Origin of the sequence: Streptomyces sp. E-08 (genome assembly GCF_049913095.1) — a bacterium.
In the GTDB taxonomy this organism is placed as follows: Bacteria; Actinomycetota; Actinomycetes; order Streptomycetales; family Streptomycetaceae; genus Streptomyces.
Window position 1 is genome coordinate 6,259,346 of the sequence record NZ_CP183971.1, and the last position, 26,979, is coordinate 6,286,324.

A 26,979-nucleotide genomic window follows, 5' to 3' on the forward strand; every position below is an offset into this window, starting at 1 on the left:
GGGACCGGCGCAGTGGGTCCCGGGGCCCGGTCAGAGCCGGCGGGTGCGTCACACCCGCCGCAGCACCGCCACGACCTTGCCGAGGATGGTGGCCTCGTCGCCGGGGATGGGCTGGTACGCCGCGTTGTGCGGGAGCAGCCAGACGTGGCCGTCCTCGCGCTTGAAGCGCTTGACGGTGGCCTCGCCGTCGAGCATCGCGGCGACGATGTCGCCGTTCTCCGCGACGGGCTGGCGGCGGACGGTGACCCAGTCGCCGTCACAGATGGCGGCCTCGATCATCGAGTCGCCGACGACCTTCAGGACGAACAGCTCGCCGTCGCCGACCAGCTGCCGGGGGAGGGGGAAGACGTCCTCGACGGACTCCTCGGCCAGGATCGGGCCACCGGCCGCGATGCGGCCGACCAGCGGGACGTACGACGCGGCCGGCTTGCCGGTGGTGTCGGTCGGCTGGGTGCTCGGCTGGTCGGAGCCGCGGACCTCGTAGGCGCGGGGCCGGTGAGGGTCGCGGCGGAGGAAGCCCTTGCGCTCCAGGGCCATGAGCTGGTGCGCCACGGAGGAGGTGCTGGAGAGGCCGACCGCCTGCCCGATCTCCCGCATCGACGGCGGGTAGCCGCGGCGCTGGACCGAGTCGCGGATGACTTCGATGACCCTGCGCTGCCGGTCGGTGAGTCCGGAGCTGTCGGCGCGGATGCCTGGAGGTCGCCCGGGGAGGGCGCGGGCGGGTCGCCCGGGCTCCTCGCCGTTCATGCTTGCGTCATTCATGGCGTGCACCGGCTCGAGTCGGCCCTGGGAGCGGTCCTGGGCGGTGATGGTGGCACTGTCTGCGGTGGTGGTCACGTCGTCGGCCCCTCTCGAATGGTCTCCCTGGCTGGCACAACGGTAGTGGCTTTCGAAAGGTTGCGCCAAACACACGTTCGAGTGAAAATTCGCGGATTGCCTTACGCGTGTATGTGCGGGGGTGTATGAGCACGCTCACTCGGGCGTCCCGAATCTGCCGTTACGGTAGCCTTCGCCGCTGGACCGCGAGGGGCCGGTGCGCCGTCCCAGTGTCGCACCCGCGCGCGTGGATCCGCGGGAGCGCCCGGGCCGCGACACGCGGAGGGCCCCGAATAGGCCACAACCCAAGATCTAGTGGTTGGATGGCATCGACCACCCAGGGGTAGTGGTCCCCGGTCTGCCGGGGGTGCTCGCATCGCCTATGCTGGAGGTCGCTTCGCAGGGCCTTGACGGGCCGGTGAGGCTCGTCAGTCGTGCCGTGAGGAGGGTCGGAACCTATGCACTGCCCCTTCTGCAGGCACCCCGACAGCCGTGTCGTCGACAGTCGCACCACGGACGACGGGACGTCGATCCGACGCCGCCGCCAGTGCCCCGACTGCTCCCGTCGTTTCACGACGGTGGAGACGTGCTCGCTCATGGTGGTGAAGCGCTCCGGTGTCACCGAACCCTTCAGTCGTAACAAGGTCATCTCCGGCGTGCGCAAGGCGTGCCAGGGGCGACCGGTCACCGAGGACGCCCTCGCCAAGCTCGGCCAGCGGGTCGAGGAGGCGGTGCGCGCCACCGGAAGCGCCGAGCTGACCACCCACGACGTGGGCCTGGCCATCCTCGGCCCCTTGCAGGAGCTCGACCTCGTCGCGTACCTGCGCTTCGCGTCCGTGTACAAGGCCTTCGACAGCCTCGAAGACTTCGAGGCCGCCATCGCGGAACTCCGCGTGCGGCCTCCCGCTGAGAACCGCGGGACCGGTGCGACCCCCGAGGTCCCCGTTCCCGCCACCGCCGCCGACTGACCGGCGGACCGGGCCGCTCGACGGCCCGGCGATCGGCCGCCGTGCGGCCCGGCAGACGTGCCCCGGGCGACCCCTGTGGTCCCCGTGGCAGCAGTACAGAAGTGCGTACAGAAGACGGTGCCCTGGGACTATCTGGGCGCCAAAGTGTGTTTTGCCCGTATATGGGAGGCGGCATGACAGAGACGGCGAGCGGCCCGGCACGTGGTTCCCGCACCAAGGGAGCCAAGTCGGCGAGCAAGGGCCTGCGTATCGAGCGCATCCACACCACCCCCGGCGTGCATCCGTACGACGAGGTGGCGTGGGAGCGCCGTGACGTCGTCATGACCAACTGGCGCGACGGCTCGATCAACTTCGAGCAGCGTGGCGTCGAGTTCCCCGACTTCTGGTCGGTGAACGCGGTCAACATCGTCACCAGCAAGTACTTCCGCGGGGCCGTCGGCACCCCGCAGCGCGAGACCGGTCTCAAGCAGCTCATCGACCGGATCGTGAAGACGTACACGAAGGCCGGCGAGGACTACGGCTACTTCGCCTCGCCCGCCGACGCCGAGATCTTCGAGCACGAGCTGGCCTACGCCCTCCTGCACCAGATCTTCAGCTTCAACTCGCCGGTCTGGTTCAACGTCGGCACCCCGCAGCCCCAGCAGGTCTCCGCCTGCTTCATCCTGTCCGTCGACGACTCCATGGAGTCCATCCTCGACTGGTACAAGGAAGAGGGCATGATCTTCAAGGGCGGCTCCGGCGCCGGCCTGAACCTCTCCCGCATCCGCTCCTCCAAGGAGCTGCTCTCCTCCGGCGGCAACGCCTCCGGCCCGGTCTCCTTCATGCGCGGCGCCGACGCCTCCGCGGGAACCATCAAGTCGGGCGGCGCCACCCGCCGCGCGGCCAAGATGGTCATCCTCGACGTCGACCACCCCGACATCGAGGACTTCATCGAGACCAAGGTCAAGGAGGAGGAGAAGATCCGCGCCCTCCGTGACGCGGGCTTCGACATGGACCTGGGCGGCGACGACATCACGTCCGTCCAGTACCAGAACGCCAACAACTCCGTCCGCGTGAACGACACGTTCATGAAGGCCGTCGAGTCCGGCGGGAAGTTCGGCCTCACCTCGCGCATGACCGGCGAGGTCATCGAGGAGGTCGACGCCAAGTCGCTCTTCCGCAAGATGGCCGAGGCCGCGTGGGCCTGTGCCGACCCGGGCATCCAGTACGACGACACGATCAACCACTGGCACACCTGCCCCGAGTCCGGCCGCATCAACGGCTCGAACCCGTGCAGCGAGTACATGCACCTGGACAACACGTCCTGCAACCTCGCCTCGCTGAACCTGATGAAGTTCCTCAAGGACGACGGCAAGGGCAACCAGTCCTTCGACGTCGAGCGCTTCGCCAAGGTCGTCGAGCTCGTCATCACCGCGATGGACATCTCCATCTGCTTCGCCGACTTCCCCACCCAGAAGATCGGTGAGAACACCCGCGCCTACCGCCAGCTCGGCATCGGCTACGCCAACCTCGGCGCCCTGCTGATGGCGACCGGCCACGCGTACGACTCCGACGGCGGCCGCGCCCTCGCCGGCGCCATCACCTCCCTGATGACCGGCACCTCGTACAAGCGCTCCGCCGAGCTCGCCGCGGTCGTCGGCGCGTACGACGGCTACGCCCTCAACGCCGAGCCGCACCAGCGCGTCATGCAGCAGCACGCCGACGAGAACACCAAGGCCGTCCGCGTCGACGACCTGGACTCGCCGATCTGGGCCGCCGCCACGGAGGCCTGGCAGGACGTGATCCGCCTCGGCGCCAAGAACGGCTTCCGCAACGCCCAGGCCTCGGTCATCGCCCCCACCGGCACCATCGGTCTCGCGATGTCCTGCGACACCACCGGCCTCGAGCCCGACCTCGCCCTGGTCAAGTTCAAGAAGCTCGTCGGCGGCGGCTCGATGCAGATCGTCAACGGCACCGTCCCGCAGGCCCTGCGCCGCCTGGGCTACCAGGAGGAGCAGATCGAGGCGATCGTCGCCCACATCGCCGAGAACGGCAATGTGATCGACGCCCCCGGCCTGAAGACCGAGCACTACGAGGTCTTCGACTGCGCCATGGGCGAGCGCTCCATCTCCGCGATGGGCCACGTCCGCATGATGGCCGCCATCCAGCCGTGGATCTCCGGCGCTCTCTCCAAGACCGTGAACCTGCCGGAGACGGCCACGGTCGAGGACGTCGAAGAGGTCTACTTCGAGGCCTGGAAGATGGGCGTCAAGGCGCTCGCCATCTACCGCGACAACTGCAAGGTCGGCCAGCCCCTCTCCGCCAAGAAGAAGGAGGAGGAGAAGGCCGAGGTCACCGCGAAGACCGAGGCGACGATCCGCGAGGCCGTCGAGAAGGTCGTCGAGTACCGTCCGGTCCGCAAGCGTCTGCCCAAGGGCCGCCCGGGGATCACCACCTCCTTCACCGTTGGTGGCGCCGAGGGCTACATGACCGCCAACTCCTACCCGGACGACGGTCTCGGCGAGGTCTTCCTGAAGATGTCGAAGCAGGGTTCGACCCTCGCGGGCATGATGGACGCCTTCTCCATCGCCGTCTCCGTCGGTCTGCAGTACGGCGTCCCGCTGGAGACGTACGTCTCGAAGTTCACCAACATGCGCTTCGAGCCGGCCGGCATGACGGACGACCCGGACGTGCGGATGGCGCAGTCGATCGTCGACTACATCTTCCGCCGCCTGGCGCTCGACTTCCTGCCCTTCGAGACCCGTTCCGCCCTCGGCATCCACTCGGCCGAGGAGCGCCAGCGTCACCTCGACACCGGCTCGTACGAGCAGTCCGAGGACGAGGACGTCGACGTCGAGGCCCTGGCCCAGTCCGCGCCCCGCACCCAGGAGCTGAAGGCCGTCGCGGTCCCGGCCCCGAAGGTCGAGGTCCCGGCCCCGAAGCAGGCCCACACCTCCGCGGAACTCGTCGAGATGCAGCTCGGCATCAGCGCCGACGCCCCGCTCTGCTTCTCCTGCGGCACGAAGATGCAGCGAGCCGGCTCCTGCTACATCTGCGAGGGCTGCGGCTCGACCAGCGGCTGCAGCTGACGCCGCCCGGTGCGCTGAGCGGCGGAAGCCGCTGAGCGCACCGGACCGCCCGTGAGGGGGCGCCGACCACCGGTCGGCGCCCCTTTTCGCGTGGGGCCGGTGGGCTCAGGAGGGTGCGGAGCCCATGAGCGTGCCGAAGGTCTGCGGATCGGCGTCGAAGCCGCGGCTGATCGAGCGGTACGCCCAGCCGTCCGCTCCGTCACGGGTGAACTCGACGACCGTCGCCGCACGGGCACCGGGGACGTCCGCGAAGTCATGGGTCAGCAGGTCGGTGTAGCCCTCGCGGACCCGTATGCCCGTGTTCACCACGTCGCCGAAGGTCAGCCGCCCGCCGCCCTGCTGTATGGCCACGCCCACCACCACGCGCGCGTACCGCGCGTCCAGCCGGTCCAGCTCCAGGGTCATGGCCTCGTCGTAGCCGAAGCCCTGGCCCGTGCGGCTGTCGCGGTGCAGCGTGATCGTGCCGTCCGGGGAGCGGCTGCCGAAGTACACCAGATGGGCCGGGGCACCGTGCGGGTCGCCGGCGGGGAACACCCCGGCGACCAGGTCCAGGTCGTGGGCCGGGCTTCCGGCCGGGGCGGGGTCCCACTTGAGCGTGACCTCGATGCGTCCCACCCCTTTGTTGAGTCCGCTCATGGTGCTTCCCCTCTCCGCGCACGCCCCCGCGCGCGCCTCGCCTCGTACCGTCGACCCGTTCAAAAGCCCGTGGTCGTGGGCCGGTTGCTCATGGTGTCATGTGCCTACGACAGAGGACCCGGCGCTGGAGGGGGAGAGCGGTTTGTGGAGCGGTGAGGAGCTGGATCTCGACGCATATCTGGCTCGAATCGGTTACGACAGCGCACGGGGCGGGGAACTCGGCCCCGATCTGCGCACCTTGACGGCCCTTCACCGGGCGCACGTCACGGCCGTTCCGTTCGAGAACCTCGACGTCGCCCTCGGACGGCACATCCCCCTGGACCTGAAGAGCCTTCAGGCGAAGCTCGTCGAGCGGCGCAGAGGAGGCTGCTGCTACGAGCAGAACTCCCTCTTCGCGGCGGTCCTCGAACGGATCGGCTTCCAGGTGGCCGGTCGCGGCGCGCGCAACCGCTCACGAGGCGCCACGCTGCCGCCGGTCACGCACGCGCTCCTCGCCGTCACCATCGAGGGCGAACAGTGGCTCGCCGACGTCGGGTTCGGCTGGCAGGGCCCACTGGAGCCCGTGCCTCTGCGGGACGGCGCGCGCGTGGAACAGAGCGGGTGGACGTTCGGGATCACCGTCGAGGACGAGGGCATCCACGTGCTGCGCTCGCTGCGGCCGGAGGGCTGGACCGATCTGTACGCGTTCTCGCCGCAGAGCCTCTACCCCGGGGACTTCCTCATCATGAACCACTACAGCTCCAGCCATCCGCTGTCCCGCTTCCTCGGCCAGGTCGTGGTCCAGCAGCCCGGCGCGGACGTGCGCAGGTCACTGCTGCGCGAGAGGCTGTCCGCCGTGCACGTGGACGGCACCACCGGGGAACGGAACGTCGGCGTGGCCGAGTTGGCGGAGGCGCTCAAGACCGAGTTCGGAATCGAACTGGACGACGAGGAGCGCACGGGCCTGGAGCACGTGCACGCGGCGGGAGCCTGACAGGGTCTGCCGGGGCGCTCTCCCGCCCCGTACGATGGCGCGGTGCTGGTCAAGTGGATTCGCTGCACCGTGGTGGACCGTCGAGGGTTCGAGCGGGGACAGCGGAAATGGGCGGGGCTGCTCGGTGAGCCGGGATTCCGGGGACAGGGCGGCGGGTGGAGCCGGGGTCGCCCGGACGTCGCCCACATCTTCGGGTTCTGGGAGAGCCGGGCCTTCTACGACTCGTTCATGGCGCGGTCGCACGATCGTCTGGCGGCCGCCCAGGTGGGCACGTTCAAGGACATCCAGGTCAAGCTCTTCGACCACCGTTTCGACGTGAAGACGGGGTTCGAGCCGCGGTTCGCCGACGCCGACGTGGCGAGGGTGGCGCACTGCCGGGTCCACGAGGACCGTGCCGAGCACTTCGCGCTCATGCAGGAGAAGGTGTGGAACCCCGCCATGGCCGGGTCTCCCGGCATGCTGCGGGGCCTGTTCGGCGAGGCGCCCGGCAGCGAGTTCCTGGTCCTCTCGATGTGGCAGTCGGCCGCCGAGCACGGAAAATACCGGGTCGAGCGCGTGGAGCGGCTCGGGCTGCGGGCCCGGACCGCGGCCGACGTGGCGGCGCTGAACGGGGACGTCGTGCAGCTCGAAGCGGCCTGGACGGTCTGATCCCTCCCGCGCCTCCGAACGCCCGCTCCTCCCCCGGATGGCGCCCGGGCACCGCCTCGGCTGAGCCTGCCGGAGAGCGGCGTTCTAGGGTCGGGGTATGGCACGACCGCGGCGCATCGTTCTCGTACGGCACGGAGAGTCCGAGGGCAATGCCGATGACACGGTGTACGAGCGCGAGCCCGACCACGCCCTGAGGATGACCGAGACCGGGTGGCGGCAGGCCGAGGAGACGGGGGAGAGGCTGCGGGAGCTCTTCGGGGAGGAGCCGGTCAGCGTCTACGTCTCGCCGTACCGCCGCACGCATGAGACCCTCCGGGCCTTCCGGCTCCCCGCGGAGCAGGTCAGGGTGCGGGAGGAGCCGCGGCTGCGGGAGCAGGACTGGGGCAACTGGCAGGAACGGGAGGACGTACGCCTGCAGAAGGTCTACCGGGACGCGTACGGGCACTTCTTCTACCGCTTCGCCCAGGGCGAGTCCGGTGCCGACGTGTACGACCGGGTCGGCGCCTTCCTGGAGAGTCTGTACCGCAGCTTCGAGGCGCCCGACCACCCGCCCAACGTCCTCCTTGTCACCCACGGGCTGACCATGCGGCTGTTCTGCATGCGCTGGTTCCACTGGACGGTCGCGGACTTCGAGTCGCTGTCGAATCCCGGCAACGCCGAGACCCGCACGCTCCTGCTCGGAGAGGACGGCCGGTACAGCCTGGACCGGCCGTTCGAACGCTGGCGTACCCCGGAACCGTACGGCCCCACCGGATAGAGTGGCAGACCGATGACCGCTGACTCCTCACCCGACCGGCGCTTCGACCGCGCCCTGGCCAGCCTGCGCGGGCTGTCCGTGGGAGACGCCCTGGGCTCCCAGTTCTTCGTACCCGCCCACTACCCCCTGCTGAAGCGGCGCGAGCTGCCCGCCGGCCCCTGGCAGTGGACCGACGACACCGAGATGGCCTGCTCCGTCCTGGCCGTCCTCGTCCACCACGACCGGATCGACCAGGACGCCCTGGCCCTGTCCTTCGCACATCACCACGACTTCGACCGGGGCTACGGCCCGGCGGTCAACCGGATGCTCCGGCTCATCCGGGAGGGTGGCGACTGGCGGGAACTCGCCGCCGCGCTCTTCAAGGGCCAGGGGTCCTGGGGCAACGGCGCCGCGATGCGGATCGCCCCGCTGGGCGCCTGGTACGCCGACGACCCCGAGCAGGCGACGCACCAGGCCGAGATCTCCGCCTACACGACGCACCAGCACCGGGAGGCCGTGGTGGGAGCCATGGCCGTCGCCGCCGCGGCCGCGATCGCCGCCGACCCCGCCGGACCGCCGACGCCCGAGGCGCTGCTCGACGGAGTCATCGCCCTGGTCCCGCGCAGCGCGGTCGGGGCGGGCCTGCGCAGGGCCCGGGACATGCTCGACTACGGCGACGCGAGCACGGTCGCCGCGGTGCTCGGCAGCGGACGCCGCACGAGCGCGCACGACACGGTCCCCTTCGCGCTGTGGTCGGCCGCCCGCGGGCTCGGCGACTTCGAGCGGGTGTTCTGGACGACCGCGCAGGTCGGCGGCGACGTCGACACGACCTGCGCCATCGCCGGGGGCGTGGTCGCCTCCGCGGCGGCCGGCGCGCCGCCGGAGGACTGGCTGCGGCAGACGGAGGAGCTTCCGGGGTGGGTCCCGGACGGCAAGGTCTGACGCGGCGCGGCGGCCCTGGGGCCCTGGTGAGCGCGATGTCCCCTGGGCCCCGTTTCGGGGGCACAGGGGACATAGGCCGCACGGGTGCGGATCGGGCGGTGTGTGCTCAGGCCACCGGTCTGTAGTGGTGCGTTCTCAGGCCACCGGACTGCAGGTGGTGTGTGCTCAGGTCGCCGGACCGCAGGTGTGTGTGCTCAGGCCACCGGACTGCAGGTGGTTGTGTGCTCAGGCCACCGGACCGGCGGCCTCGGCACGGCCGCTCAGCGCCTCCAGGTCGCTCTTGCGGACCCGGATCACCAGGACGGCCGTGACCAGCGCGATCAGCACCATGCCGACGGCGGCGGTGAAGGCCGAGGAGATGCCGGAGGTCAGCACCTCGTGGCCCCAGGGCGCGGGCAGCTCCTTCGTCTTCAGCGCCTCGGCCTGCTGCTCGGGCGTGGAGTGCGCGAGGAAGTCGGGCAGCTGCTTCTCGCCCTCCTCACGGCTGGCCGTGCCGAAGACGGTGACCAGGATGGAGAGGCCGAGCGAGCCGCCGACCTGCTGGGTCGCGTTGAGCAGACCCGAGGCGGCGCCCGCCTCGTGCTGGGCGACCCCGGAGACCGCGGTGAGCGTCAGCGTCACGAAGTTGAGGCCCATGCCGAAGCCGAACACGACCATCGGGCCGAGGACCCCGCCGACGTAACTGCTGCCCGAGGAGATGAACGTCAGCCAGAAGAGGCCGACGCCGGTGAGCGTCGCCCCGGCCACCATGAACGGCTTGGGGCCGAGGACCGGCAGCAGCCGCTGGGCGAGCCCCGCGCCGCCACCGATCGCGACGGTCACCGGAAGGAAGGCGAGTCCGGCCTGGACCGGGCTGTAGCCCAGGACGTTCTGCACCCACAGCACGATGAAGAAGAACATGCCGAACATCGCGGCCGACAGGCTGAGCATGATGACGTACGTGCCCGAGCGGTTGCGGTCCGCGAACATGCGCAGCGGCGTGATCGGTTCCCTGGCCCGCGACTCGACGACGGCGAACGCCACGAGCAGGACCACCGCGGCGACGAAGGAGCCGATGGTCAGGCTGTCCTTCCAGCCCTTCTCGGAAGCCCTGATGAAGCCGTAGACCAGTGCCGCCATGCCCAGCGTCGACGTCGCGGCGCCCGCGATGTCGAACCGGCCCGGGTGGCGCTCGGACTCCGCGATGTAGCGCGGGGTGAGGAAGGCGATCAGCAGGCCGATCGGCACGTTGACGAAGAAGACCCAGCGCCAGTCGAGCCACTCCGTGAGCGCTCCGCCGGCGAGCAGACCGATCGCGCCGCCACCGGCGGAGACCGCGGCGAACACGCCGAACGCCCGGTTGCGCTCCGGTCCTTCGGGGAACGTCGTGGTGATCAGCGCGAGCGAGGTGGGCGACGCGATCGCGCCACCCACGCCCTGCAGGGCGCGCGCCGCGAGCAGCTGCCAGGGCTCCTGGGCGAAGCCGCCGAGCAGCGAGGCGAACGTGAAGAGCAGGATTCCGGCCATGAACACCCGGCGGCGGCCCAGGATGTCGCCGGCGCGGCCGCCGAGGAGCAGGAGGCCGCCGAAGGTGAGCGTGTAGGCGCTGAGCACCCACGACAGGTCGGTGGTCGAGAAGGACAGCGCGTCCTGGATGTGCGGCAGCGCGATGTTCACGATGGTGGCGTCGAGGACGACCATCAGCTGGCAGGCGGCGATGACGGTCAAGGCGATGCCCGGCCGACCTGCGGCGCGAGCTGGCTCGTCCTTGGTCTGTGTGTCCACCGGAGAAGTTGTCACTATGGATCCCCCACGGAAGAATTAGTGAACGCACCCGTTCACTTTTCGCCACGGTAGTGAGTCCCCCTCAGTGAACGCAACCGTTCACTGAGCACTGCCGAAGAATCGAATCGCGTCAACGGAGAGATCCTGATGGTTACTTCGCGCTCCACGGCCGCCGCCCGGCCGGAGGGGGTGGCGCTACGGCGCCGCGGCCCCGTGCTCGAGCGGGCGATCCTGGAGGCCGCGCTCGACCAGCTGAGCAGTGTCGGCTGGAGCGGCCTCACGATGGAGGGTGTCGCGGTCGGCGCGCAGACCGGCAAAGCCGCGGTGTACCGGCGGTGGCCGTCGAAGGAAGACCTCGTCGCGGACGCTCTCCAGGCCGGGCTGCCGAGGCTCGACGAGGCTCCGGACACCGGTCGCGTGCGTGAAGACCTGTACCAGCTATGCCTCCGGGTCCGGGACGTGATGTATTCCAAGCCCGGTTTCGCCCTTCGTGCTGTGCTTCACGAATGCGATGCCGAGGCCGCCGCGCGCTTCCACGGGCTGATCGAGACGGGCGTGGTCGAACCGTCGAAGAGCCTCTTCCGGGAGGTGCTGTGGCGTGGAATCTCGCGGGGAGAGGTGCGCCATGACGCGATCGACGATCTCGTACTCGATGTCATTCCCGCGATGATGATGTACCGATCCAAGGTGTGCGGAAGCGAATGGCCGGACAGTGAGATCGCCGATGTGATCGACCGGATCATGGTGCCGCTGCTGCGCGCCTGAGGCCGGAACGGGGCGTGCGAGGGTACGGGGATGGGCCCCGGCGCGGGTCGGTGAACGGGCTGCGGCGCGGGACGGTGGGCGGGCTGCGGCGCGGTCGGGGGACGGGTCGCGGCGCGGTCGGTGGGCGGGCCGCGGTGTGGTCGGTGGGCGGGCTGCCGTGTGGGCTGTTGGGCGGGTCGCCGGACGACGGGTTTCCCGGTCTTCGGCGCGTGATCGCACGGGACTTCGGGTGGCTGGGGCGAAACCGGGTATCGCGGGTGGCGTCAGGCGGCGTAACCTGTCTGGCGCCATGCCGTATGAACCTCCCACCCACACTGTCGAGCGGTCGCTCCGAGCCACCACCGGCGCCAAGATCGTCGCCGGGGTCGACGAGGTCGGACGCGGGGCGTGGGCCGGCCCCGTCACGGTGTGCGCGGCCGTCACCGGCCTGCGCCGCCCCCCGGAAGGGCTCACCGACTCGAAGCTGATCACCCCCAAGCGCCGGAACGTGCTGGCCGCGGAGCTGGAGGGGTGGGTCACCGCGTACGCGCTCGGCGACGCCTCCCCGCAGGAGATCGACGACCTCGGGATGACCGCGGCGCTGCGGCTCGCGGCGGTCCGGGCCCTCGAAGGCCTTCCCGTGCGGCCCGACGCGGTGATCCTGGACGGCAAGCACGACTACCTCGGCAGCCCCTGGCGGGTCCGTACGGTGATCAAGGGCGACCAGTCCTGCATCGCCGTCGCGGCCGCCTCCGTCATCGCGAAGGTCCGGCGTGACGCCCTCATGGCGGAGCTGGAGGCCGAGGGCGGCCCGTACGCCGCGTACGCCTTCGGTGCCAACGCGGGCTACCCTTCGCCGGTCCACAAGGCGGCGCTCGAAGAGCTGGGGCCGACCCCGTACCACCGACTCTCCTGGTCGTACCTGGACGCGCTGCCCCAGTGGCGCCACCTCAAGAAGGTCCGCCTCTCCGCCGAGGCGGCCGCGCTGGAAAGCGGGGGCCAACTCGGCTTCGACTTCTGAACTTCCGGTCGCGGGGGGCCCGTCCAACGGCCGCCCACGCGGTCGGGGTGCACATGTGTGCCCACCCGCCGGTGCCTCGCGCAGCGGCGTTTGATAGACATCCATTCATGCCTCTCATCCCCGAGGAGCCTCAGATTCACGAGAGCGCCCAGGGTCCCCGCGCCACCGCGGCCGCCGGCCGCCCCGCGTCGACCCCCCGTCCCGTACCCGGCCCGCGTTCCGCGGCCTCTCCGCGCCCCGGGCGCCCCGGTCCCGGTCCGGCCGGACCCGCGGCGCCGGCGCCGCACCCCGGTGCCGGACAGTCTCCGGCCAAGCGCCCGGAGAATCGTTCCGACCAGCGATCCACCCCGCAGCTCCAGCTGATCCCGGCCCCGGTCGACGGCGCGCTCGACGCCGCCGAGGAGGCCCTGGACCTGCTCCTGGAGAGCGGACGCGCGCCCGGCGAGATCCTGGTGCTCACCACCGGCGACCCGCACCCGTGGGCGGCTCACGAGCTGTCCTTCGGCGAGGCCGCCTACTGGGCCCAGCAGGACACCGGCGACGACGTGTTCTTCGCGGACGCCTCCGCCGTGGAGCGGGCCACCGCCCGTCCCGTGGTGATCGTCGCCGTCAACGGCGGCGACGAGGAGACGGCTGCCAGGACCCTTCCGTCGGCGATGGCCCGCGCGGGCGCGCTGCTCGTCGTGTGCGGTGACGCGCAGGGCGCCACGGCGCTCCTCGGAGCCGGCGCCGGCGTCTGACCGACCGCTCCTCCGCCGGACCCCACGGGGACCGGCGGAGGTCGGGCGGAGGCCGTCCGGCCCTGCCGCGCGAGACTCTCGCAATCAGCGTGCGGCGGCGCCACACGAGGCCTTCGCGATCAGAGTGTGCCGGTCCGGCATGCGAGGCCTTCGCGATCAGCGTGCGCCGACCCGCCGCACGAGGGCTTCGTGCGCGATCAGCGTGCGGCCGCCCGCCGCAGGGGTTCGGTCGCGCCGCTCGCGGTTCTCGGTGCGAGCAGGCCGAGCTCGGCCGGCCCGTCACCCAGCGGCAGGGGGAGCGAGTCAGAGCTCGGCCGACGGCCGCCCCGGCCCTCGCCGAGCACCTGCCAGCCCCCTCCGGTCAGCGTGATGTACGCGCCGCAGCGGAGCCCGTGCAGCGTGCAGGCGTCCCGGAGCCCCCACATCCAGGCCCCGTCCTCCTCCGTCCACCGCTCGTCGCCCTCACGGCAGTACAGCAGGACCGCGGTCCGCACGGGCGCCCGTCTCCGGAGGTCGTGCGGAATGACCCGCCGCAGATGCGCGAGCAGCGCGTTGCGGAACTCCCAGCCGTCCGCCGCGACGGGGCGGCGGACGAACGAGGCGCTGGCGGCGAGCCGCTCCTCGTGGTCCAGGACGGCGAGGACCGCCGTCGAGGGCGTGGGCGCGTGCCGCGAGTGGAGGCCGCTGACGACCTCACGCGGGTTGCGCAGCAAGGGAATCCCCGCCGCGGTCCACTCGGACGGTTCGACCATCCGAGCGAGGCGGCTGGCGGACTGGGACGACGATCTGAGCGAGGCGGCTGTGGGCGGAGCGAATCCGAGGGTCACGGTCCTCCCTTCGGATACGCGCCCGCTGGGCGGGCAAGGTCGGGTGAGGGCGCACCACAGCACAGTCCTTCCGGACCGCTGACGGGCCGTGCGGGGCGGTTTCCCAATTCTTGCGGGCCCGTGCGCGGGCGGCAACGAGCAATTGAGACCGCTGACGGTAATGAGTAGGTATGCCACTCATATCCCTGCCCAGTTGCCCACTGTTCACTCCCCGTTCTCTCTCCTGTTTCACCCCTGGACGGCGAGCACCAGCGGAAACACCCCTTCCGCTCCGGCCCGGCGCAGCAGCCGCGATGCCACCGCCAACGTCCAGCCGGTGTCCGAGAGATCGTCCACGAGGAGAACCGGCCCGCCCGCGCCCGCCAGCTGCCCGGCCAGCTCCGGAGGGACCGTCAGCGTGCGCTGGAGACCGACGACCCGCTGGGCGCTGTTGGTCCGCGAGAGCCGGAGTTCCTCAGCCTCCGGCGCGTACTCCACCACTCCGAGGAGGGGCATCCTGCCGATCTCGGCGATCCGCTGCCCGAGCGAGCCGACCAGCTGCGGCTTGCGGTGCGAGGCGACGGTGACCACACCGGCGGGCCGGGCCGGTGCGTCCGGCGCCCCGGAGGCCCAGCCGCCGGGTCCCTTGGCCCAGTCCGCGAGCACGTGCACCACGGCCTGCACCACGTCGTCCGGCACGGGCCCGTCCGGCGTGCCGTCCGCCAACAGCGGCCGCAGCCGGTTGCCCCAGCCGATGTCGGACAGCCGTCCCAGGGCCCGGCCGCCGAACGACTGCTCCCCGGGGGGAATGCGGCCCTTGAGGTCGACCCCGACCGCGGCGAGCCCGGTGGGCCACATCTTCCGGGGCTCGACCTCCACGCCGGGCCGTCCCAGCTCGCCCTTGGCGGCGTCCAGAGCGGCCACGGAAACCTTCGGGTCGAAGCGGTTCCCCGCGCAGTTGTCGCAACGGCCGCACGGAGCGGCCTCCTCGTCGTCCAACTGGCGCCGCAGGAACTCCATCCGGCACCCGGTCGTCGCCGCGTAGTCGCGCATCGCCTGCTGCTCGGCCGACCGCTGCCGGGCCACCCAGGCGTACCGCTCGGTGTCGTACACCCACGGCTGCCCGGTGCTCTCCCAGCCGCCCTTCACCCGATGCACGGCGCCGTCGACGTCCAGGACCTTGAGCATGGTCTCCAGCCGGGTCCTGCGCAGCTCGACCAGCGGCTCCAGGGCGGGCAGGGACAGGGGCCGCCCCGCCTGCGCGAGCACGTCGATCGTGCGACGCACCTGCTCCTCGGGCGGAAAGGCCACCGAGGCGAAGTAGCGCCAGATCGCCTCGTCCTCCTGCCCGGGCAGCAGCAGCACCTCGGCGTGCTCCACCCCGCGCCCGGCCCGGCCGACCTGCTGGTAGTACGCGATGGGGGAGGAAGGCGACCCGAGGTGCACCACGAACCCCAGGTCCGGCTTGTCGAAGCCCATGCCGAGGGCCGAGGTCGCGACGAGCGCCTTGACCCGGTTGGCCTGCAGGTCGTCCTCCGCCTGCTGCCGGTCGGCGTTCTCCGTACGGCCGGTGTACGAGGAGACGGTGTGCCCGCACTGGCGCAGATAGGCGGTGACCTCGTCGGCCGCGGCGACCGTCAGGGTGTAGATGATGCCGGAGCCGGGCAGCTCACCGAGGTGGTCGGCGAGCCAGGCCAGCCGGTGAGCCGCGTCCGGAAGCCTGACCACACCCAGGCTCAGGCTCTCCCGGTCGAGGGGCCCGCGCAGGACCAGGGCGTCCGTGCCCGCACCGGTGCCGAGCTGCTCGGCCACGTCCGCGGTCACCCGCGCGTTCGCCGTCGCCGTGGTGGCCAGCACCGGGACGCCGGACGGCAGGTCGGCCAGCATCGTCCGCAGTCGGCGGTAGTCGGGCCGGAAGTCGTGACCCCAGTCCGAGATGCAGTGCGCCTCGTCGACCACGAGCAGACCGGTGGCGGCGGCCAGCCGGGGGAGCACCTGGTCGCGGAAGTCGGGATTGTTGAGCCGCTCCGGGCTCACCAGGAGCACGTCCACCTCGCCGGCGGCGACCTCCTCCTGGACCGTGTCCCACTCCTCGGTGTTCGACGAGTTGATCGTCCGGGCGCGGATGCCCGCCCGGGCCGCCGCCTCCACCTGGTTGCGCATCAGCGCGAGCAGGGGGGAGACGATCACGGTCGGGCCACTGCCGCGCTCACGGAGGAGCGAGGTCGCCACGAAGTACACGGCCGACTTGCCCCACCCGGTCCGCTGCACCACCAGCGCCCGGCGCCGGTCGGCGACCAGCGCCTCGATGGCCCGCCACTGGTCCTCGCGCAGTCTGGCCCTGCCCGTCGGGTCGGAGACGAGACGGGCGAGCACGGCATCGGCGGCGGCTCGGAGGGCGGCGCGGTCTTCCTGCGGGGCTGCTTGGGTCATGCCCCCATGCAACCCGATGCCTCGGACATCGCGCGAATGAGACATCGAACCTGTGGACAACTCGGCAGGACGGCGGATGCCGCGATCCGGGAGTTATCCACAGGGGTTTCGGATTTCGGGAGATCACGAGACCGTCCTGACCATGAACGCGAATCACCACGAATCCAGCAGCCCTGCCCGTCCCCAGCAGATCACCCTGCGCGGCCCGGCGGAACTGGCCGACGCCCTGCCGTTCGTGCTGGGCTTCCATCCCACCGACTCCGTCGTCCTGGTCGCCCTCCACGGCGAGCTCGGCCGCTTCGGCGGCCGGGTCAGGCTCGGGATCCCGCGCTCGCCCCGGGAGTGGGCGTCCACCGCGGACCACCTCGCCGAGTGCCTTGCCGAGGGAGGCGCCCGATCCGGCGCCCGGCCGGACGGCATCGTCGTCTTCCTCTGCCAGGACCCCGCCCCCGGCGAGACGGGCCGCAGGGTCATGGAGCGACTGCGACCCTTCGCCCAGCGACTGCGGACCGCCTGCGGCGCCCTCGACATCCCCGTCTACGAGGCCCTCTGCATCACCGACGGGCTCTACTTCTCCTACTGCTGCCCCGACCAGCGCTGCTGCCCGCCGGACGGCACCCCGCTCGCGCTCAACGGCACCTCGGTCATGGCGGCGACCGCCGCGTACGCGGGCGTGCAGGTACGCGGCACCCAGCGCGAGATGGAGGCCCGTCTGAAGCCGCGCGGCGGGCCCCGGGACGAGGAGCAGCGGGCCGCCCTGGACGCGGCCGCCCGCTCGATCGTCCCCCGCGTCCTGGAAGGGCCCGAAGAACAGGGCCGCTTGGAGGTGCGCGAGACGACCCTGGGCCTCGCCCGCGAGATCCTCCGCCGCTTCGCCGGCACCAGGAACGGTCGGAGCCCGGAGCGGCCGGGGGTTGCGAGCGGCCAGGTCGGTGTGGCGGCCCCGCCGAGCACGGTAGGGCCGGTGCGGTCGGTCCTCCCGGGACGGCCCGTCGGTTCGACGGCGAAGGACGACGCGGCCGACGACGCACTGGTCACCACCGAGGAGGCCGCCGCCCTGGTCCTCGGTCTCCAGGACCGCGTCACCCGGGACCGCGCCGCCGAGTGGATGGAGGGCTGGGAGGGCACCGCCGCCCTGCGGCTGTGGCGCGTCCTGGCCCGGCGCTGCGTCACGCCCTACCAGGAGCACGCCGCCGCGCCCCTCACCCTCGCGGGCTGGACGGCCTGGTCCACGGGCGACGAGCCGACCGCCCGGGTCGCCCTCGGGCTCGCGCTCGACGCCGACCCCGAATACGTCTTCGCCCGGCTGCTGCACCAGGCGTGCAACGAAGGGCTGGACCCCGAGTCGCTCCGCTCCTGTCTGAGGAGCGAGCGGGACGCCCGGTCGGCCCCGGACCAGGAGGCTCCGCCGCCCTCCCGGCGGATCCGGATGCGCGCCGGCCGCCGCCCAGGCACCCCGCCGACCCTCAGGAAGCCGGGGCGCCAGACCGGCGGGAACGAGCGCCGGACGACGGCGGGAGTCCGCCCCGGCGGACCCGCGAAGGGGAGGCCGGGGAGCGGGACTCCGCGGCCCGGCGGGACGCGCGGCTCCAGGAGCGGCCGATGACGACCGTGACCCCGCCGCCCGCGAGCGCGTTCAGCTCTCTGGCGGAGTCGCACGAACCGTCCCGCCGCCGCCCCGCCGGCCGCCCGGTTCGCACAGAGAGCAGCCCGTACCCGCCATGGCTCCCAGCCCCGTCCCGGCCCCCGGCCGGCCCACCGCCCAGCCGTCCGGACCCGCCTCCGGACACACGTCCGGCGCCGGCATCGCACTCCCGCGAGCGCCGCGTCCTGCGGAACTCCCCTCGGTGCACGGAGCGCTCCTCTGCGTGGCCCTGCCCGCCCTCGCCGTCTGCGCCGAGCACGGCCAGCTCACCGGAGAAGGACCCGAGGGGGTGTACGACACCGGGCGACGGCTCCTGTCCCGCTGCGTCCTGCGGGTCGCCGGCCGTGAACCCGTCGCACTCCAGGGACGCATGGCGACCGCCGACCGGGCGGTGTTTCTCGGCGCCGTCCGCGTCCCCGGGGACACCGGGCCCGACCCCGCCCTCACCGTCGAACGCACGCGGAGCGCCGACGGAACCGAGCGGATCACCCTGCGCAGCGCCGCGGCACGGCCCCTCCGGCTCTCGGTGGAAGTCGCTCTGGGCACGGATCTCGCGGACCTGGGCGCCGTGGCGTCGGGGAGAACCGGCCCGGAACTCGCCGCCAGCGTCCACGGCACCGGACTGCGGTGGACCGGCGCCGACGGCCGATCCGCCGCCGTCACGGCGGACCCGCCGCCCATGGACTCCCTGGCGGCGGCGGGAGTGCTCCGCTGGGAAGCCGAGCTGGCGCCGGGAGCGGCGTTCACGGTCCGGCTGCGGGTGCGAGGGGAGTTGGCGGGCCGCCCCACCACCTCCACGGGTGCGGGCTCCGGACGGCCCGGCGGCCACCTGCTCGCCGAAGCCCGCGCCGAGGGCGACGACCCGCGACCGGGGGACCTGCTTCGCAGCTCGGTCGAGGACCTGCGGGCCCTGCTCCAACGTGACCCCGCCCGCCCCGCGGACGTCCACCTCGCGGCCGGCGTGCCCTGGCGCTGCGGACCGGTCACCGCCGAGGCGCTCTGGGCGGCCCGCATGGCCCTGCCCCTCGGCACCCGGCTCGCCGCCACCACCCTCCGCGCCCTCGGACACACCCAACTCTCCGGTGGCGGACCCGAGTCCGGTCGCCTCCAGGGGCCCCTCAGGGACGCCGGCCCGCACCTTCCGCCCCGCTGCACCGGCATCGAAGCCACCCTCGCCTTTCCCGCTGTGCTCGCCGAGGCCCGCCGCTGGGGGCTTCCGGCCGCGGATCTGGAGGAGCTGCTTCCCGTGGCGGAGCGCTGCCTCGACTGGCTCCGGCGTACCGCAGGCCGGGACGGATTCGTTCCGGACCCGGGGCCCGCCGGGCCCTGGCGGGCCGAGACCCAGGCCCACGCGCACCGCGCCGCCCTGCTCGGCGCCGACCTCCTCGACGGCTGTGGGCGGCCCGGAGGCGACGCCCTGCGCGACGGGGCGCGGACCCTGCGCGAGCGGTTCCGGCGCGAGTTCTGGCTCGACGACCCGGCGGGTGGACGCCCCGCCGTGGCCCGCGGTCCGGACGGCCGGACCTGGCCCCACCAGGGCGGTTGGGCGGCGCATCTGCTCGACACCGGGTTGCTGGGCGGCGGGCGGTACGCGGCGGGCCTCCTGGACCGGACGGAGACCGAACAGGTGGCGAGGCTGCTCGGCACCCCGGCGCTCGACTCCGGCTGGGGGCTGCGCGGTCTCGGCGCCAAGGAACCGGGCCACAACCCGTTCGGGCACCGGGCCGGTGCGGTCCGGGTGCACGAGACGGCGGTCGCCGTGGCCGGTCTCGCCGCCGCGGGTCACGAGAAGGAGGCCGCCTCCCTCCTGCGGGGGCTGCTCGACGCGGCGGCGGCCTTCACGTACCGGCTCCCCGAGATGTACGCGGGTGAGCAGCGGACGACGGGGGGACGCCCGGTGCCTCACCCGGCGGCGTGCCGTCCCGCGGCCGTCGCGGCCGCCGGGGCGGTCCACGCGCTGCTCGCCCTCGCGGGCGTCAGACCCGATGTCCCGGGCCGGTCCGTGGCGGTGTACCCGCTGGGCTCGGCCCCGCTCGGCGCCATCAGGTTCTCGGGGCTCGTGGTCGCCGGCGAACCGTTCGCCGTGCGGGTCGGCAGGCTGGGTCTCGGTATGGTCGAGGAGGCCGCTGAGGGCCTTCAACTGGGGGTGTGACGGGATGCCGGGCACGGAGACGAGGGAAGCCTCGCGGCGCGGTGAGGAAGTCGCGGCCGATGCTTCCGCGGGACGTGTTTATCGTCAGGAAGACGACTATGATCGCGGCATGCCTCCCTACGACCCGTCGGCCTTTCCTCCCTTCGCCGTGACCGTCGATCTGGTCGTGCTCACCGTGCGGCGCCACGCACTGTGCACCCTGGTCGTTCGGCGGGGAGAGTCGCCGTACCAGGGTCGTTGGGCGCTGCCCGGCGGTTTCGTGCAGGCGGAGGAGGACCTCGGGACCGCGGCCGCGCGCGAACTGGTCGAGGAGACGGGCCTCTGCGCGCACGACCCGGCCGCCCCGCCGCCCGTGCCGAGCAACGGCGCGCACCTGGAGCAGCTTGCGACGTACGGGGCACCCGACCGCGACCCGCGCATGCGGGTCGTGAGCGTCGCCCACCTGGCGCTGGCACCCGACCTCCCCGCACCGCGCGCGGGCGGCGACGCGAACAGCGCCCGCTGGGCCCCGGTCGAAGAGCTCCTGGGCGAGGACGAGACCGCCAGGGCCGGGGACGGAGGGCCGGGGGCGCTCGCCTTCGACCACGCCCGGATCCTCGCCGACGGGGTGGAGCGCGCCCGCTCCAAGATCGAATACTCCTCCCTCGCCACGGCCTTCTGTCCGCCGGAGTTCACGGTCGGAGAGCTGCGGCGCGTCTACGAGGCCGTCTGGGGCGTGTCCCTCGACCCGCGGAACTTCCACCGCAAGGTGACCGGCACGCCCGGCTTCCTGGTACCGGCCGGAGGAACCACGACCCGTCAGGGAGGGCGCCCCGCGCAGCTCTTCCGGGCAGGTGGGGCGACCCTTCTCAACCCGCCGATGCTGCGCCCCGAGGTCTGATACCCGGGCGCACCGGCGCCCCTGCGTTCCGACCCTGCGCCGAAAGTCCGAAATAGAGCGTTATCTTGCTGCGGAAGCGCCGCCCTGCCGCGGAGCGGTGTCATCTACCGCGAGAGAAGCGATGCTCCAGGCAATCGGACTGACCAGCACTCCCCGCCGCGATCGCCCGCCCGCCGTGGACGATCTGACCTTCGAGGCGCGGCCGGGTGCCGTGACCGCCCTGCTCGGCCCGCGGGGCGCCGGCAAGACCACCGCTCTCCGGCTCATGCTCGAACTCGAGCCGGGCCGGGGGATCACCTACTTCCGCGGTCGGCCGCTGCACCGCATCGCGCACCCCCCGCGCGAGGTCGGCGTGCTCCTCGGTGACGTCCCCGGGCACCCCTCCCGCACGCTCCGGGGCCAGCTCCGGATGCTCTGCGCGGCCACCGGGGTGCCCCCCGCGCGGGCCGAGGAGCTGGTCCGGACCGTGGGCCTCAGCGGCCTGGAGCGTCGCCGGATCGGCACCCTGTCGATCGGCGCGGACCGTCGACTCGGGCTCGCGTCAGCCCTGTTGGGCACCCCCCACACCCTCCTGCTGGACGAACCGGCCGCGGGTCTCTCCGTACCCGAGAGTGCGTGGCTGCACGAGCTGCTGCGGGCGCACGCCGCCGACGGGGGAACCGTCCTCTACACCACGGCGGACCCCAGGGACGCGGCGTGCAACGCCGACCGCGTCGTCACGCTCGGCGGCGGCCGGCTCGTCGCCGACCAGGACGCCGTCGAGTTCGCCCGCACCCGCCTGCGCCCCAGGGTCGTCGTCCGTACCCCGCACGCGGCGCGCCTGGCCGCGGCCGTGACCCAGGAGGCCAGGGCCGCCCGCCGCCCGGTCGAGGTGGTCGCCGAGGGCGGCAACCGGCTGTCCGTCTACGGCAGCGACTGCGCGGCCGTCGGTGACACCGCGTTCCGGCACGGTGTACCGATCCACCGGCTCGCCGACGAGAGAGGGGGCGAACGAGACGCCGCTCCCGGGCGCGGCCGTGCCGTGGGAGGGGAGGTGCGGCGGACGGCGGCGGGCGAAGGGTCCGGGACCCCGGAGAGCCGCCCGGTGGCCCCGAAGGGTGCCGGACAGCCCTCCGGGGCCGCGGGGAAGGCCTCGGGCCCCGGAGGAACTGCCGCGGCCTCGGGCTCCGGGCGAAGCGCCGAGGCTTCAGACCCCGGGCGGGGTTCCGCGACCTCAGGCCCCGGACGGGCAGCCGTGCCCCCGGACATCGGCCGAGGTTCCCGGGCCTCGGACACCGGCCGATGTGCCGCGCGGAGGCCGGCGCGTTCGCCCCTGCGTCCGCTGCGGTACGAGCTCCACCGGCTCCTGGGCGTGCCCTCCACCCCGCTCGTCCTGGCTGCCGTCCTGCTCGTCTCCCTGACGCTCGCCCTGCTCCTGGGCCGCAGCGGCCGGGCCGAGCTGCCCGCGGTCCTGACCGGCTGGCCCGCGCTTTCCCCGCTGCCGCCCGCGGCTCTCGGCGCAGGGCTGCTCGGTGCCTTCTCCTTCGGCGAGGAGTACCGCTATCCCGCGCTCACCACGGGGCGCGGGGCCGTGCCCCGCAGGCCGGGTCTGCTGCTCGCGAAGCTCGCCGTGGCCGCCGGCGTCGCCCTGGTGCTCGGGGTGCTCGTCGTGGCGGTGGACCTGGAGGCCCTGCGCTTCATCCACGGGGGTGAGTTGATCCCCCTACCGAAGAACTGGCCGAATCTCTGCGCGAGTTGGCTGTGCTTGGTGGTCGGCTGCGCATGGGCCGGAGTGCTCGGCGCCGGGGTGTTCAGGGCCGCCGCCGCCGGGGTGGCGGCGGTGCTCGCGGTGCCGGTCGCCATCGTTCCGGTGCTGCAGAAGGTGCTGACGGGGCCGTCGGTGCGCTCGGCTGCCGGACTTCCTGCGCGGCTGCGCGAGTTCGCGGGGCCGCAGTGGGCCCCGGCCCTCGATCGGTGGCTGGCGGGGGCGCTGAAGGTGGTCGCCCAGCCTGCGGGGGTGGCGCTCTCGCTGACGTTGACGGGCCTGCTCTGCGCCTATGTGTTCACCGGCCTTCGACGCAGGGCCCGTTGGTGACCACTTTCGGATCAAGAGGTTCCGGTTTGCCGTCAACTCCCTTGAACTCTGCCTCGTATGTCCGATTAATCGTCAATTGTGTAGGGGGTGCCGATCACCCTTTCGTGTGCTTTTCACCAAAGACCTCAAGGGTCACGGAGGCAACGCCGACAAAGGATGCGTGAGTACCCTTGCGCACACCATGATGACCGCCGCCCGCCCCGTCGACACCGGCCTCGGCGCCCCGGGCGATCTCGACCGCTACCCCTACGCGGAGGCGCCCGCCGCCGGCCGTGTGGGCCCGCCCTCCTGGGAGGGGGTGGACACCGACCTCGGCCGTGTCGGCCGCCGGACCACCGGCAACAGGGGCCGCGGGCTGCACGGGCAGCTCGTCCAGCAGCTCGGTCAGATGATCGTCTCCGGCGACCTCGGAGCCGACCGCCCGCTCGTCCCCGAGGAGATCGGTCAGCGCTTCGAGGTCTCGCGCACCGTCGTGCGCGAGTCGCTGCGCGTACTGGAGGCGAAGGGGCTCGTCAGTGCCCGCCCGAACGTCGGGACGCGGGTCAGGCCCGTCAGCGACTGGAACCTCCTCGACCCCGACATCATCGAATGGCGCGCCTTCGGCCCGCAGCGCGACGACCAGCGCCGTGAGCTGAACGAGCTGCGGTGGACCATCGAGCCCCTCGCCGCCCGCCTCGCCGCCGGGCACGGCCGTGAGGACGTGCAGCAGCGCCTCGCCGACATGGTCGAGATCATGGGGCACGCGTTCGCCCAGGGCGACGGCATCACCTTCTCCCGGGCCGACACGGAGTTCCACTCCCTCCTCATCCAGCTGGCCGGGAACCGCATGCTGGAGCACCTCTCCGGCATCGTCGCCGCCGCCCTCCAGGTCTCCGGAGGCCCCGCCACCGGCTGTGACCGTCCGAGTGAGGCCTGCCTCGCGCACCACGCCCGGATCGTGGACGCCCTCGCCGCCGGGGACGCGCACGGCGCCGAGAGCGCCATGCGGCAGCTGCTCACGGTCCATCCCGAGGTGGAGCGCGTCGTCCCCGCCCCTCGCGAACACTGATTCGCGAGCCGTGGCCGGGAGCGCGGAGGTGCACGCACCGCGTGCCGCCGGGTCCGAGCACCACCCGGGGGGCCGAGAGGGTCTCCCCGGGTGGCGCCCGGGTTCCGGCGGCACAATGTGTAGTGATCGGACGCTCTGGGTGTTACGTCGCAAATGAGGTGTGACTCGGGCCACGAAGATTGGGCGTAACACTCCTCCGAGCCGTGCGATGACCTAAGAGGTGACAGCCGAGGAAGGAATACAGCAGCCCGTGGAGGCGCTGTGCAGTTCCCCGGTCCAACCCGCGCCGTCGACACATTCCCCGTCGACGGTCGTCGGCTCCAACCCGATCCAGGGCGGGGCCGGAAGCCGTTTCCATCGTTCCGAGAGGTTGTTCGTGTCGGCCAGCACATCCCGTACGCTCCCGCCGGAGATCGCCGAGTCCGAGTCTGTGATGGCGCTCATCGAGCGGGGAAAGGCTGATGGGCAGATCGCCGGCGATGACGTGCGTCGGGCCTTCGAAGCTGACCAGATTCCGCCAACCCAGTGGAAGAATGTTCTGCGCAGCCTCAATCAGATCCTCGAGGAAGAGGGTGTGACGCTGATGGTCAGTGCAGCGGAGTCGCCGAAGCGCGCCCGCAAGAGCGTCGCGGCGAAGAGCCCGGCCAAGCGCACCGCCACCAAGACCGTCACCGCCAGGACGACCGTGACGAAGACCACCGTCTCGGCCTCCACGGCCTCCGCGGCAGAGGGCACCGACCCGGCCGACGAGGCCGGATCGCCCGCCAAGAAGGCGGCCGCGAAGAAGACCGTCGCGAAGAAGGCGGTCGCCAAGAAGACCGTCGCCAAGAAGACGGCGGCCAAGAAGACCACGTCCAAGAAGGACGACGAGCTCGCCGAGGGCGAGGAGCTCATCGAGGACGTGGCGCCCGGCAAGGGTGAGGAAGAGGAGACCGAGGGCGAGAGCAAGGGCTTCGTCCTGTCCGACGAGGACGAGGACGACGCTCCGGCGCAGCAGGTCGCCGTCGCCGGTGCCACCGCCGACCCGGTCAAGGACTACCTCAAGCAGATCGGCAAGGTCCCGCTGCTCAACGCCGAGCAGGAGGTCGAGCTCGCCAAGCGCATCGAGGCCGGTCTGTTCGCCGAGGACAAGCTCGCCAACTCCGACAAGCTCGCCCCGAAGCTCAAGCGCGAGCTGGAGATCATCGCCGAGGACGGCCGCCGGGCCAAGAACCACCTCCTGGAGGCCAACCTCCGTCTGGTGGTCTCGCTGGCCAAGCGCTACACCGGCCGCGGCATGCTCTTCCTGGACCTGATCCAGGAGGGCAACCTGGGTCTGATCCGCGCCGTCGAGAAGTTCGACTACACCAAGGGCTACAAGTTCTCCACGTACGCCACCTGGTGGATCCGTCAGGCGATCACCCGCGCCATGGCCGACCAGGCCCGCACCATCCGTATCCCGGTGCACATGGTCGAGGTCATCAACAAGCTCGCGCGCGTCCAGCGCCAGATGCTCCAGGACCTGGGCCGTGAGCCCACCCCGGAGGAGCTGGCCAAGGAGCTCGACATGACCCCTGAGAAGGTCATCGAGGTCCAGAAGTACGGCCGTGAGCCGATCTCCCTCCACACCCCCCTGGGTGAGGACGGCGACAGCGAGTTCGGTGACCTCATCGAGGACTCCGAGGCGGTCGTGCCGGCCGACGCGGTCAGCTTCACCCTGCTCCAGGAGCAGCTGCACTCCGTCCTCGACACGCTCTCCGAGCGTGAGGCGGGCGTCGTCTCCATGCGCTTCGGCCTCACCGACGGCCAGCCGAAGACGCTGGACGAGATCGGCAAGGTCTACGGCGTGACGCGCGAGCGGATCCGTCAGATCGAGTCGAAGACGATGTCGAAGCTCCGTCATCCGTCGCGCTCGCAGGTCCTGCGCGACTACCTCGACTGATCCGTACGAGGTAGGCATCGGCACACGGAAGGGCCCGGTTCCCCGAGAGGGGGAGCCGGGCCCTCCGGCTTTGCGCGGGTGCACGGCGGGGACTCGTGCTGGACGCTGGGTGAACCGACATCACCGGAGAGTCAGGAGGCTCCATGCGTGGTTCCCTCACCCGAGCATTGACGGGTGCTCTGGGCCTGATCACCGCGGCGGCGGGACAGCTTGCCACCGCCGGTCCCGTGGCCGCCGACAGCGTCGTGGTGGGCGGCCGGCCGGCCCAGATCACGGACGCGCCGTGGGTCGTGGCGCTGTCCAGCCGTGACCGGTTCGGGGGTACGCGCGCGGGGCAGTTCTGCGGGGGTGTGGTCGTCGCGCCGACCAAGGTGCTCACGGCGGCTCACTGCATGGGCCGTGAGGTGCTCGGCGGCGAGCCGTGGGAGGTCCGCGACTTCGTGGTCATCGCGGGCCGTGCGGCGCTGGGCGGACAGGAGGGCCAGGAGGTCCGGATCTCGGACACCTGGGTCAACCCGGACTACGACCCGACGACCAACTCGGGCGATCTGGCCGTGCTGACGCTCGTGAGCGCGCTGCCGCAGTCGTACGTGATCGGCGTCGCCCGCTCGGGAGACGCGGCGTACGCACCGGGGACGGAGGCGGACGTCTACGGCTGGGGCGACACCACCGGCAACGGGGCCTATGCCTCCACGCTGCGGACGGCGGGCGTCCAGGTGCTGCCGCACACGGCGTGCGAGCGTGCGTACCCGGGCGGTTTCGGTGTCCGCTACCAGCGCAGGACGATGCTGTGCGCCGGCGACCCGCAGGGCGGGAAGGACGCGTGCCAGGGCGACAGCGGGGGTCCGCTGGTGGCCAAGGGGCTGCTTGTCGGCCTGGTGTCGTGGGGGAGCGGCTGCGGGCAGGCCGAGAACCCTGGCGTCTACACGCGCGTCTCCGAGGTGCTTCCGGCGCGCTTCTGAGC

21 protein-coding genes are annotated in these 26,979 nt (G+C 72.2%); 16 read left to right on the top strand and 5 right to left on the bottom strand.

From position 1 onward, the window contains the following. Positions 1 to 48: 48 nt before the first annotated feature. On the bottom strand, positions 49 to 837 hold the full coding sequence (gene lexA, locus ACN9MM_RS28915) for a transcriptional repressor LexA (RefSeq protein WP_015036661.1): 789 nt from the start codon (positions 835 to 837) through the stop codon (positions 49 to 51). Between the two features lie 437 nt (positions 838 to 1,274). Here lexA and nrdR point away from each other — a divergent pair, with 437 nt between their 5' ends. Both nrdR and ACN9MM_RS28925 read left to right on the top strand, forming a co-directional pair. Continuing rightward, positions 1,275 to 1,784 carry a transcriptional regulator NrdR gene (gene nrdR / locus ACN9MM_RS28920; RefSeq protein ID WP_351186993.1) on the top strand — a complete coding sequence of 170 codons (510 nt, stop codon included), beginning with the start codon at positions 1,275 to 1,277 and terminating at the stop codon, positions 1,782 to 1,784. A 173-nt stretch (positions 1,785 to 1,957) separates the two neighbouring features. Continuing rightward, positions 1,958 to 4,852 (top strand): vitamin B12-dependent ribonucleotide reductase, encoded by a 2,895-nt coding sequence (locus tag ACN9MM_RS28925; RefSeq protein WP_426366628.1) that lies wholly within the window; start codon positions 1,958 to 1,960, stop codon positions 4,850 to 4,852. Positions 4,853 to 4,957: 105 nt separating this feature from the next. Here the strand turns inward: ACN9MM_RS28925 and ACN9MM_RS28930 are convergent, their stop codons facing one another. Further along, positions 4,958 to 5,488, bottom strand: a complete 531-nt coding sequence (locus ACN9MM_RS28930) for a TerD family protein (RefSeq protein WP_426366630.1) — start codon at positions 5,486 to 5,488, stop codon at positions 4,958 to 4,960. A gap of 100 nt (positions 5,489 to 5,588) precedes the next feature. On the opposite strand from ACN9MM_RS28930, the gene ACN9MM_RS28935 reads away from it, so the two are divergent. From ACN9MM_RS28935 to ACN9MM_RS28950, 4 genes are all read left to right on the top strand, one after another. Continuing rightward, a complete protein-coding gene (locus ACN9MM_RS28935) occupies positions 5,589 to 6,461 on the top strand; it encodes an arylamine N-acetyltransferase family protein (protein WP_426366632.1) in 873 nt (290 codons plus the stop codon). A 42-nt stretch (positions 6,462 to 6,503) separates the two neighbouring features. Further along, positions 6,504 to 7,109: a YdbC family protein gene (locus ACN9MM_RS28940; protein ID WP_426366634.1), complete on the top strand. Its 606-nt coding sequence runs from the start codon at positions 6,504 to 6,506 to the stop codon at positions 7,107 to 7,109. Positions 7,110 to 7,206: 97 nt separating this feature from the next. After that, on the top strand, positions 7,207 to 7,866 hold the full coding sequence (locus ACN9MM_RS28945) for a histidine phosphatase family protein (protein WP_426366635.1): 660 nt from the start codon (positions 7,207 to 7,209) through the stop codon (positions 7,864 to 7,866). 12 nt (positions 7,867 to 7,878) lie between these two features. Beyond that, entirely contained in the window at positions 7,879 to 8,787 is a 909-nt protein-coding gene (locus tag ACN9MM_RS28950; protein WP_426366637.1) for an ADP-ribosylglycohydrolase family protein, read from the top strand. A gap of 225 nt (positions 8,788 to 9,012) precedes the next feature. Here ACN9MM_RS28950 and ACN9MM_RS28955 read toward each other — a convergent pair whose 3' ends face one another. Then, positions 9,013 to 10,566 carry an MFS transporter gene (locus ACN9MM_RS28955; protein ID WP_426366638.1) on the bottom strand — a complete coding sequence of 518 codons (1,554 nt, stop codon included), beginning with the start codon at positions 10,564 to 10,566 and terminating at the stop codon, positions 9,013 to 9,015. Positions 10,567 to 10,698: 132 nt separating this feature from the next. Here ACN9MM_RS28955 and ACN9MM_RS28960 point away from each other — a divergent pair, with 132 nt between their 5' ends. The 3 genes from ACN9MM_RS28960 to ACN9MM_RS28970 all read left to right on the top strand — a co-directional run bounded on the left by ACN9MM_RS28960 (position 10,699) and on the right by ACN9MM_RS28970 (position 13,056). Then, positions 10,699 to 11,316 (top strand): TetR/AcrR family transcriptional regulator, encoded by a 618-nt coding sequence (locus ACN9MM_RS28960; protein WP_426366639.1) that lies wholly within the window; start codon positions 10,699 to 10,701, stop codon positions 11,314 to 11,316. 289 nt (positions 11,317 to 11,605) lie between these two features. Then, the gene (locus tag ACN9MM_RS28965; protein ID WP_426366640.1) at positions 11,606 to 12,316 is read left to right on the top strand and encodes a ribonuclease HII; all 711 of its coding nucleotides are present in this window, start codon (positions 11,606 to 11,608) and stop codon (positions 12,314 to 12,316) included. A 107-nt stretch (positions 12,317 to 12,423) separates the two neighbouring features. Next, complete coding sequence (locus ACN9MM_RS28970; protein WP_426366641.1) at positions 12,424 to 13,056, top strand: hypothetical protein; 633 nt, start codon at positions 12,424 to 12,426, stop codon at positions 13,054 to 13,056. Positions 13,057 to 13,253: 197 nt separating this feature from the next. On the opposite strand, the gene ACN9MM_RS28975 is transcribed toward ACN9MM_RS28970, so the two are convergent. Both ACN9MM_RS28975 and ACN9MM_RS28980 read right to left on the bottom strand, forming a co-directional pair. Further along, positions 13,254 to 13,883 (bottom strand): hypothetical protein, encoded by a 630-nt coding sequence (locus tag ACN9MM_RS28975; protein WP_426366642.1) that lies wholly within the window; start codon positions 13,881 to 13,883, stop codon positions 13,254 to 13,256. A 228-nt stretch (positions 13,884 to 14,111) separates the two neighbouring features. Beyond that, positions 14,112 to 16,295 carry a RecQ family ATP-dependent DNA helicase gene (locus ACN9MM_RS28980; RefSeq protein WP_426366644.1) on the bottom strand — a complete coding sequence of 728 codons (2,184 nt, stop codon included), beginning with the start codon at positions 16,293 to 16,295 and terminating at the stop codon, positions 14,112 to 14,114. A 142-nt stretch (positions 16,296 to 16,437) separates the two neighbouring features. Between ACN9MM_RS28980 and ACN9MM_RS28985 the strand changes: the two genes are divergently transcribed. From ACN9MM_RS28985 to ACN9MM_RS29015, 7 genes are all read left to right on the top strand, one after another. Further along, positions 16,438 to 17,901 (top strand): DUF4192 domain-containing protein, encoded by a 1,464-nt coding sequence (locus ACN9MM_RS28985; protein WP_426366645.1) that lies wholly within the window; start codon positions 16,438 to 16,440, stop codon positions 17,899 to 17,901. A 115-nt stretch (positions 17,902 to 18,016) separates the two neighbouring features. After that, positions 18,017 to 20,092, top strand: a complete 2,076-nt coding sequence (locus ACN9MM_RS28990; protein WP_426366647.1) for a glycogen debranching N-terminal domain-containing protein — start codon at positions 18,017 to 18,019, stop codon at positions 20,090 to 20,092. Positions 20,093 to 20,201: 109 nt separating this feature from the next. Further along, on the top strand, positions 20,202 to 20,972 hold the full coding sequence (locus ACN9MM_RS28995) for an NUDIX hydrolase (RefSeq protein ID WP_383664743.1): 771 nt from the start codon (positions 20,202 to 20,204) through the stop codon (positions 20,970 to 20,972). A 121-nt stretch (positions 20,973 to 21,093) separates the two neighbouring features. Next, a complete protein-coding gene (locus tag ACN9MM_RS29000) occupies positions 21,094 to 23,046 on the top strand; it encodes an ATP-binding cassette domain-containing protein (protein WP_426366648.1) in 1,953 nt (650 codons plus the stop codon). A 160-nt stretch (positions 23,047 to 23,206) separates the two neighbouring features. Beyond that, positions 23,207 to 24,094 carry a FadR/GntR family transcriptional regulator gene (locus ACN9MM_RS29005; RefSeq protein WP_426366650.1) on the top strand — a complete coding sequence of 296 codons (888 nt, stop codon included), beginning with the start codon at positions 23,207 to 23,209 and terminating at the stop codon, positions 24,092 to 24,094. A gap of 376 nt (positions 24,095 to 24,470) precedes the next feature. Further along, positions 24,471 to 26,015 carry an RNA polymerase sigma factor gene (locus ACN9MM_RS29010; protein WP_426366652.1) on the top strand — a complete coding sequence of 515 codons (1,545 nt, stop codon included), beginning with the start codon at positions 24,471 to 24,473 and terminating at the stop codon, positions 26,013 to 26,015. Positions 26,016 to 26,158: 143 nt separating this feature from the next. Further along, the gene (locus ACN9MM_RS29015; protein ID WP_426366654.1) at positions 26,159 to 26,977 is read left to right on the top strand and encodes a S1 family serine peptidase; all 819 of its coding nucleotides are present in this window, start codon (positions 26,159 to 26,161) and stop codon (positions 26,975 to 26,977) included. Positions 26,978 to 26,979: the final 2 nt, after the last annotated feature.

Coding starts and splice junctions, on each gene's coding strand:
- ACN9MM_RS28965 (WP_426366640.1), top strand. CDS start 11,606: ATGCCGTATGAACCTCCCACCCACACTGTCGAGCGGTCGCTCCGAGCC.
- ACN9MM_RS28925 (WP_426366628.1), top strand. CDS start 1,958: ATGACAGAGACGGCGAGCGGCCCGGCACGTGGTTCCCGCACCAAGGGA.
- ACN9MM_RS28950 (WP_426366637.1), top strand. CDS start 7,879: ATGACCGCTGACTCCTCACCCGACCGGCGCTTCGACCGCGCCCTGGCC.
- ACN9MM_RS28945 (WP_426366635.1), top strand. CDS start 7,207: ATGGCACGACCGCGGCGCATCGTTCTCGTACGGCACGGAGAGTCCGAG.
- ACN9MM_RS28995 (WP_383664743.1), top strand. CDS start 20,202: ATGCCTCCCTACGACCCGTCGGCCTTTCCTCCCTTCGCCGTGACCGTC.
- ACN9MM_RS28980 (WP_426366644.1), bottom strand. CDS start 16,295: ATGACCCAAGCAGCCCCGCAGGAAGACCGCGCCGCCCTCCGAGCCGCC.
- ACN9MM_RS28930 (WP_426366630.1), bottom strand. CDS start 5,488: ATGAGCGGACTCAACAAAGGGGTGGGACGCATCGAGGTCACGCTCAAG.
- nrdR (WP_351186993.1), top strand. CDS start 1,275: ATGCACTGCCCCTTCTGCAGGCACCCCGACAGCCGTGTCGTCGACAGT.
- ACN9MM_RS28960 (WP_426366639.1), top strand. CDS start 10,699: ATGGTTACTTCGCGCTCCACGGCCGCCGCCCGGCCGGAGGGGGTGGCG.
- ACN9MM_RS28990 (WP_426366647.1), top strand. CDS start 18,017: ATGGCTCCCAGCCCCGTCCCGGCCCCCGGCCGGCCCACCGCCCAGCCG.
- ACN9MM_RS29015 (WP_426366654.1), top strand. CDS start 26,159: ATGCGTGGTTCCCTCACCCGAGCATTGACGGGTGCTCTGGGCCTGATC.
- ACN9MM_RS29000 (WP_426366648.1), top strand. CDS start 21,094: ATGCTCCAGGCAATCGGACTGACCAGCACTCCCCGCCGCGATCGCCCG.
- ACN9MM_RS28985 (WP_426366645.1), top strand. CDS start 16,438: ATGAACGCGAATCACCACGAATCCAGCAGCCCTGCCCGTCCCCAGCAG.
- ACN9MM_RS28970 (WP_426366641.1), top strand. CDS start 12,424: ATGCCTCTCATCCCCGAGGAGCCTCAGATTCACGAGAGCGCCCAGGGT.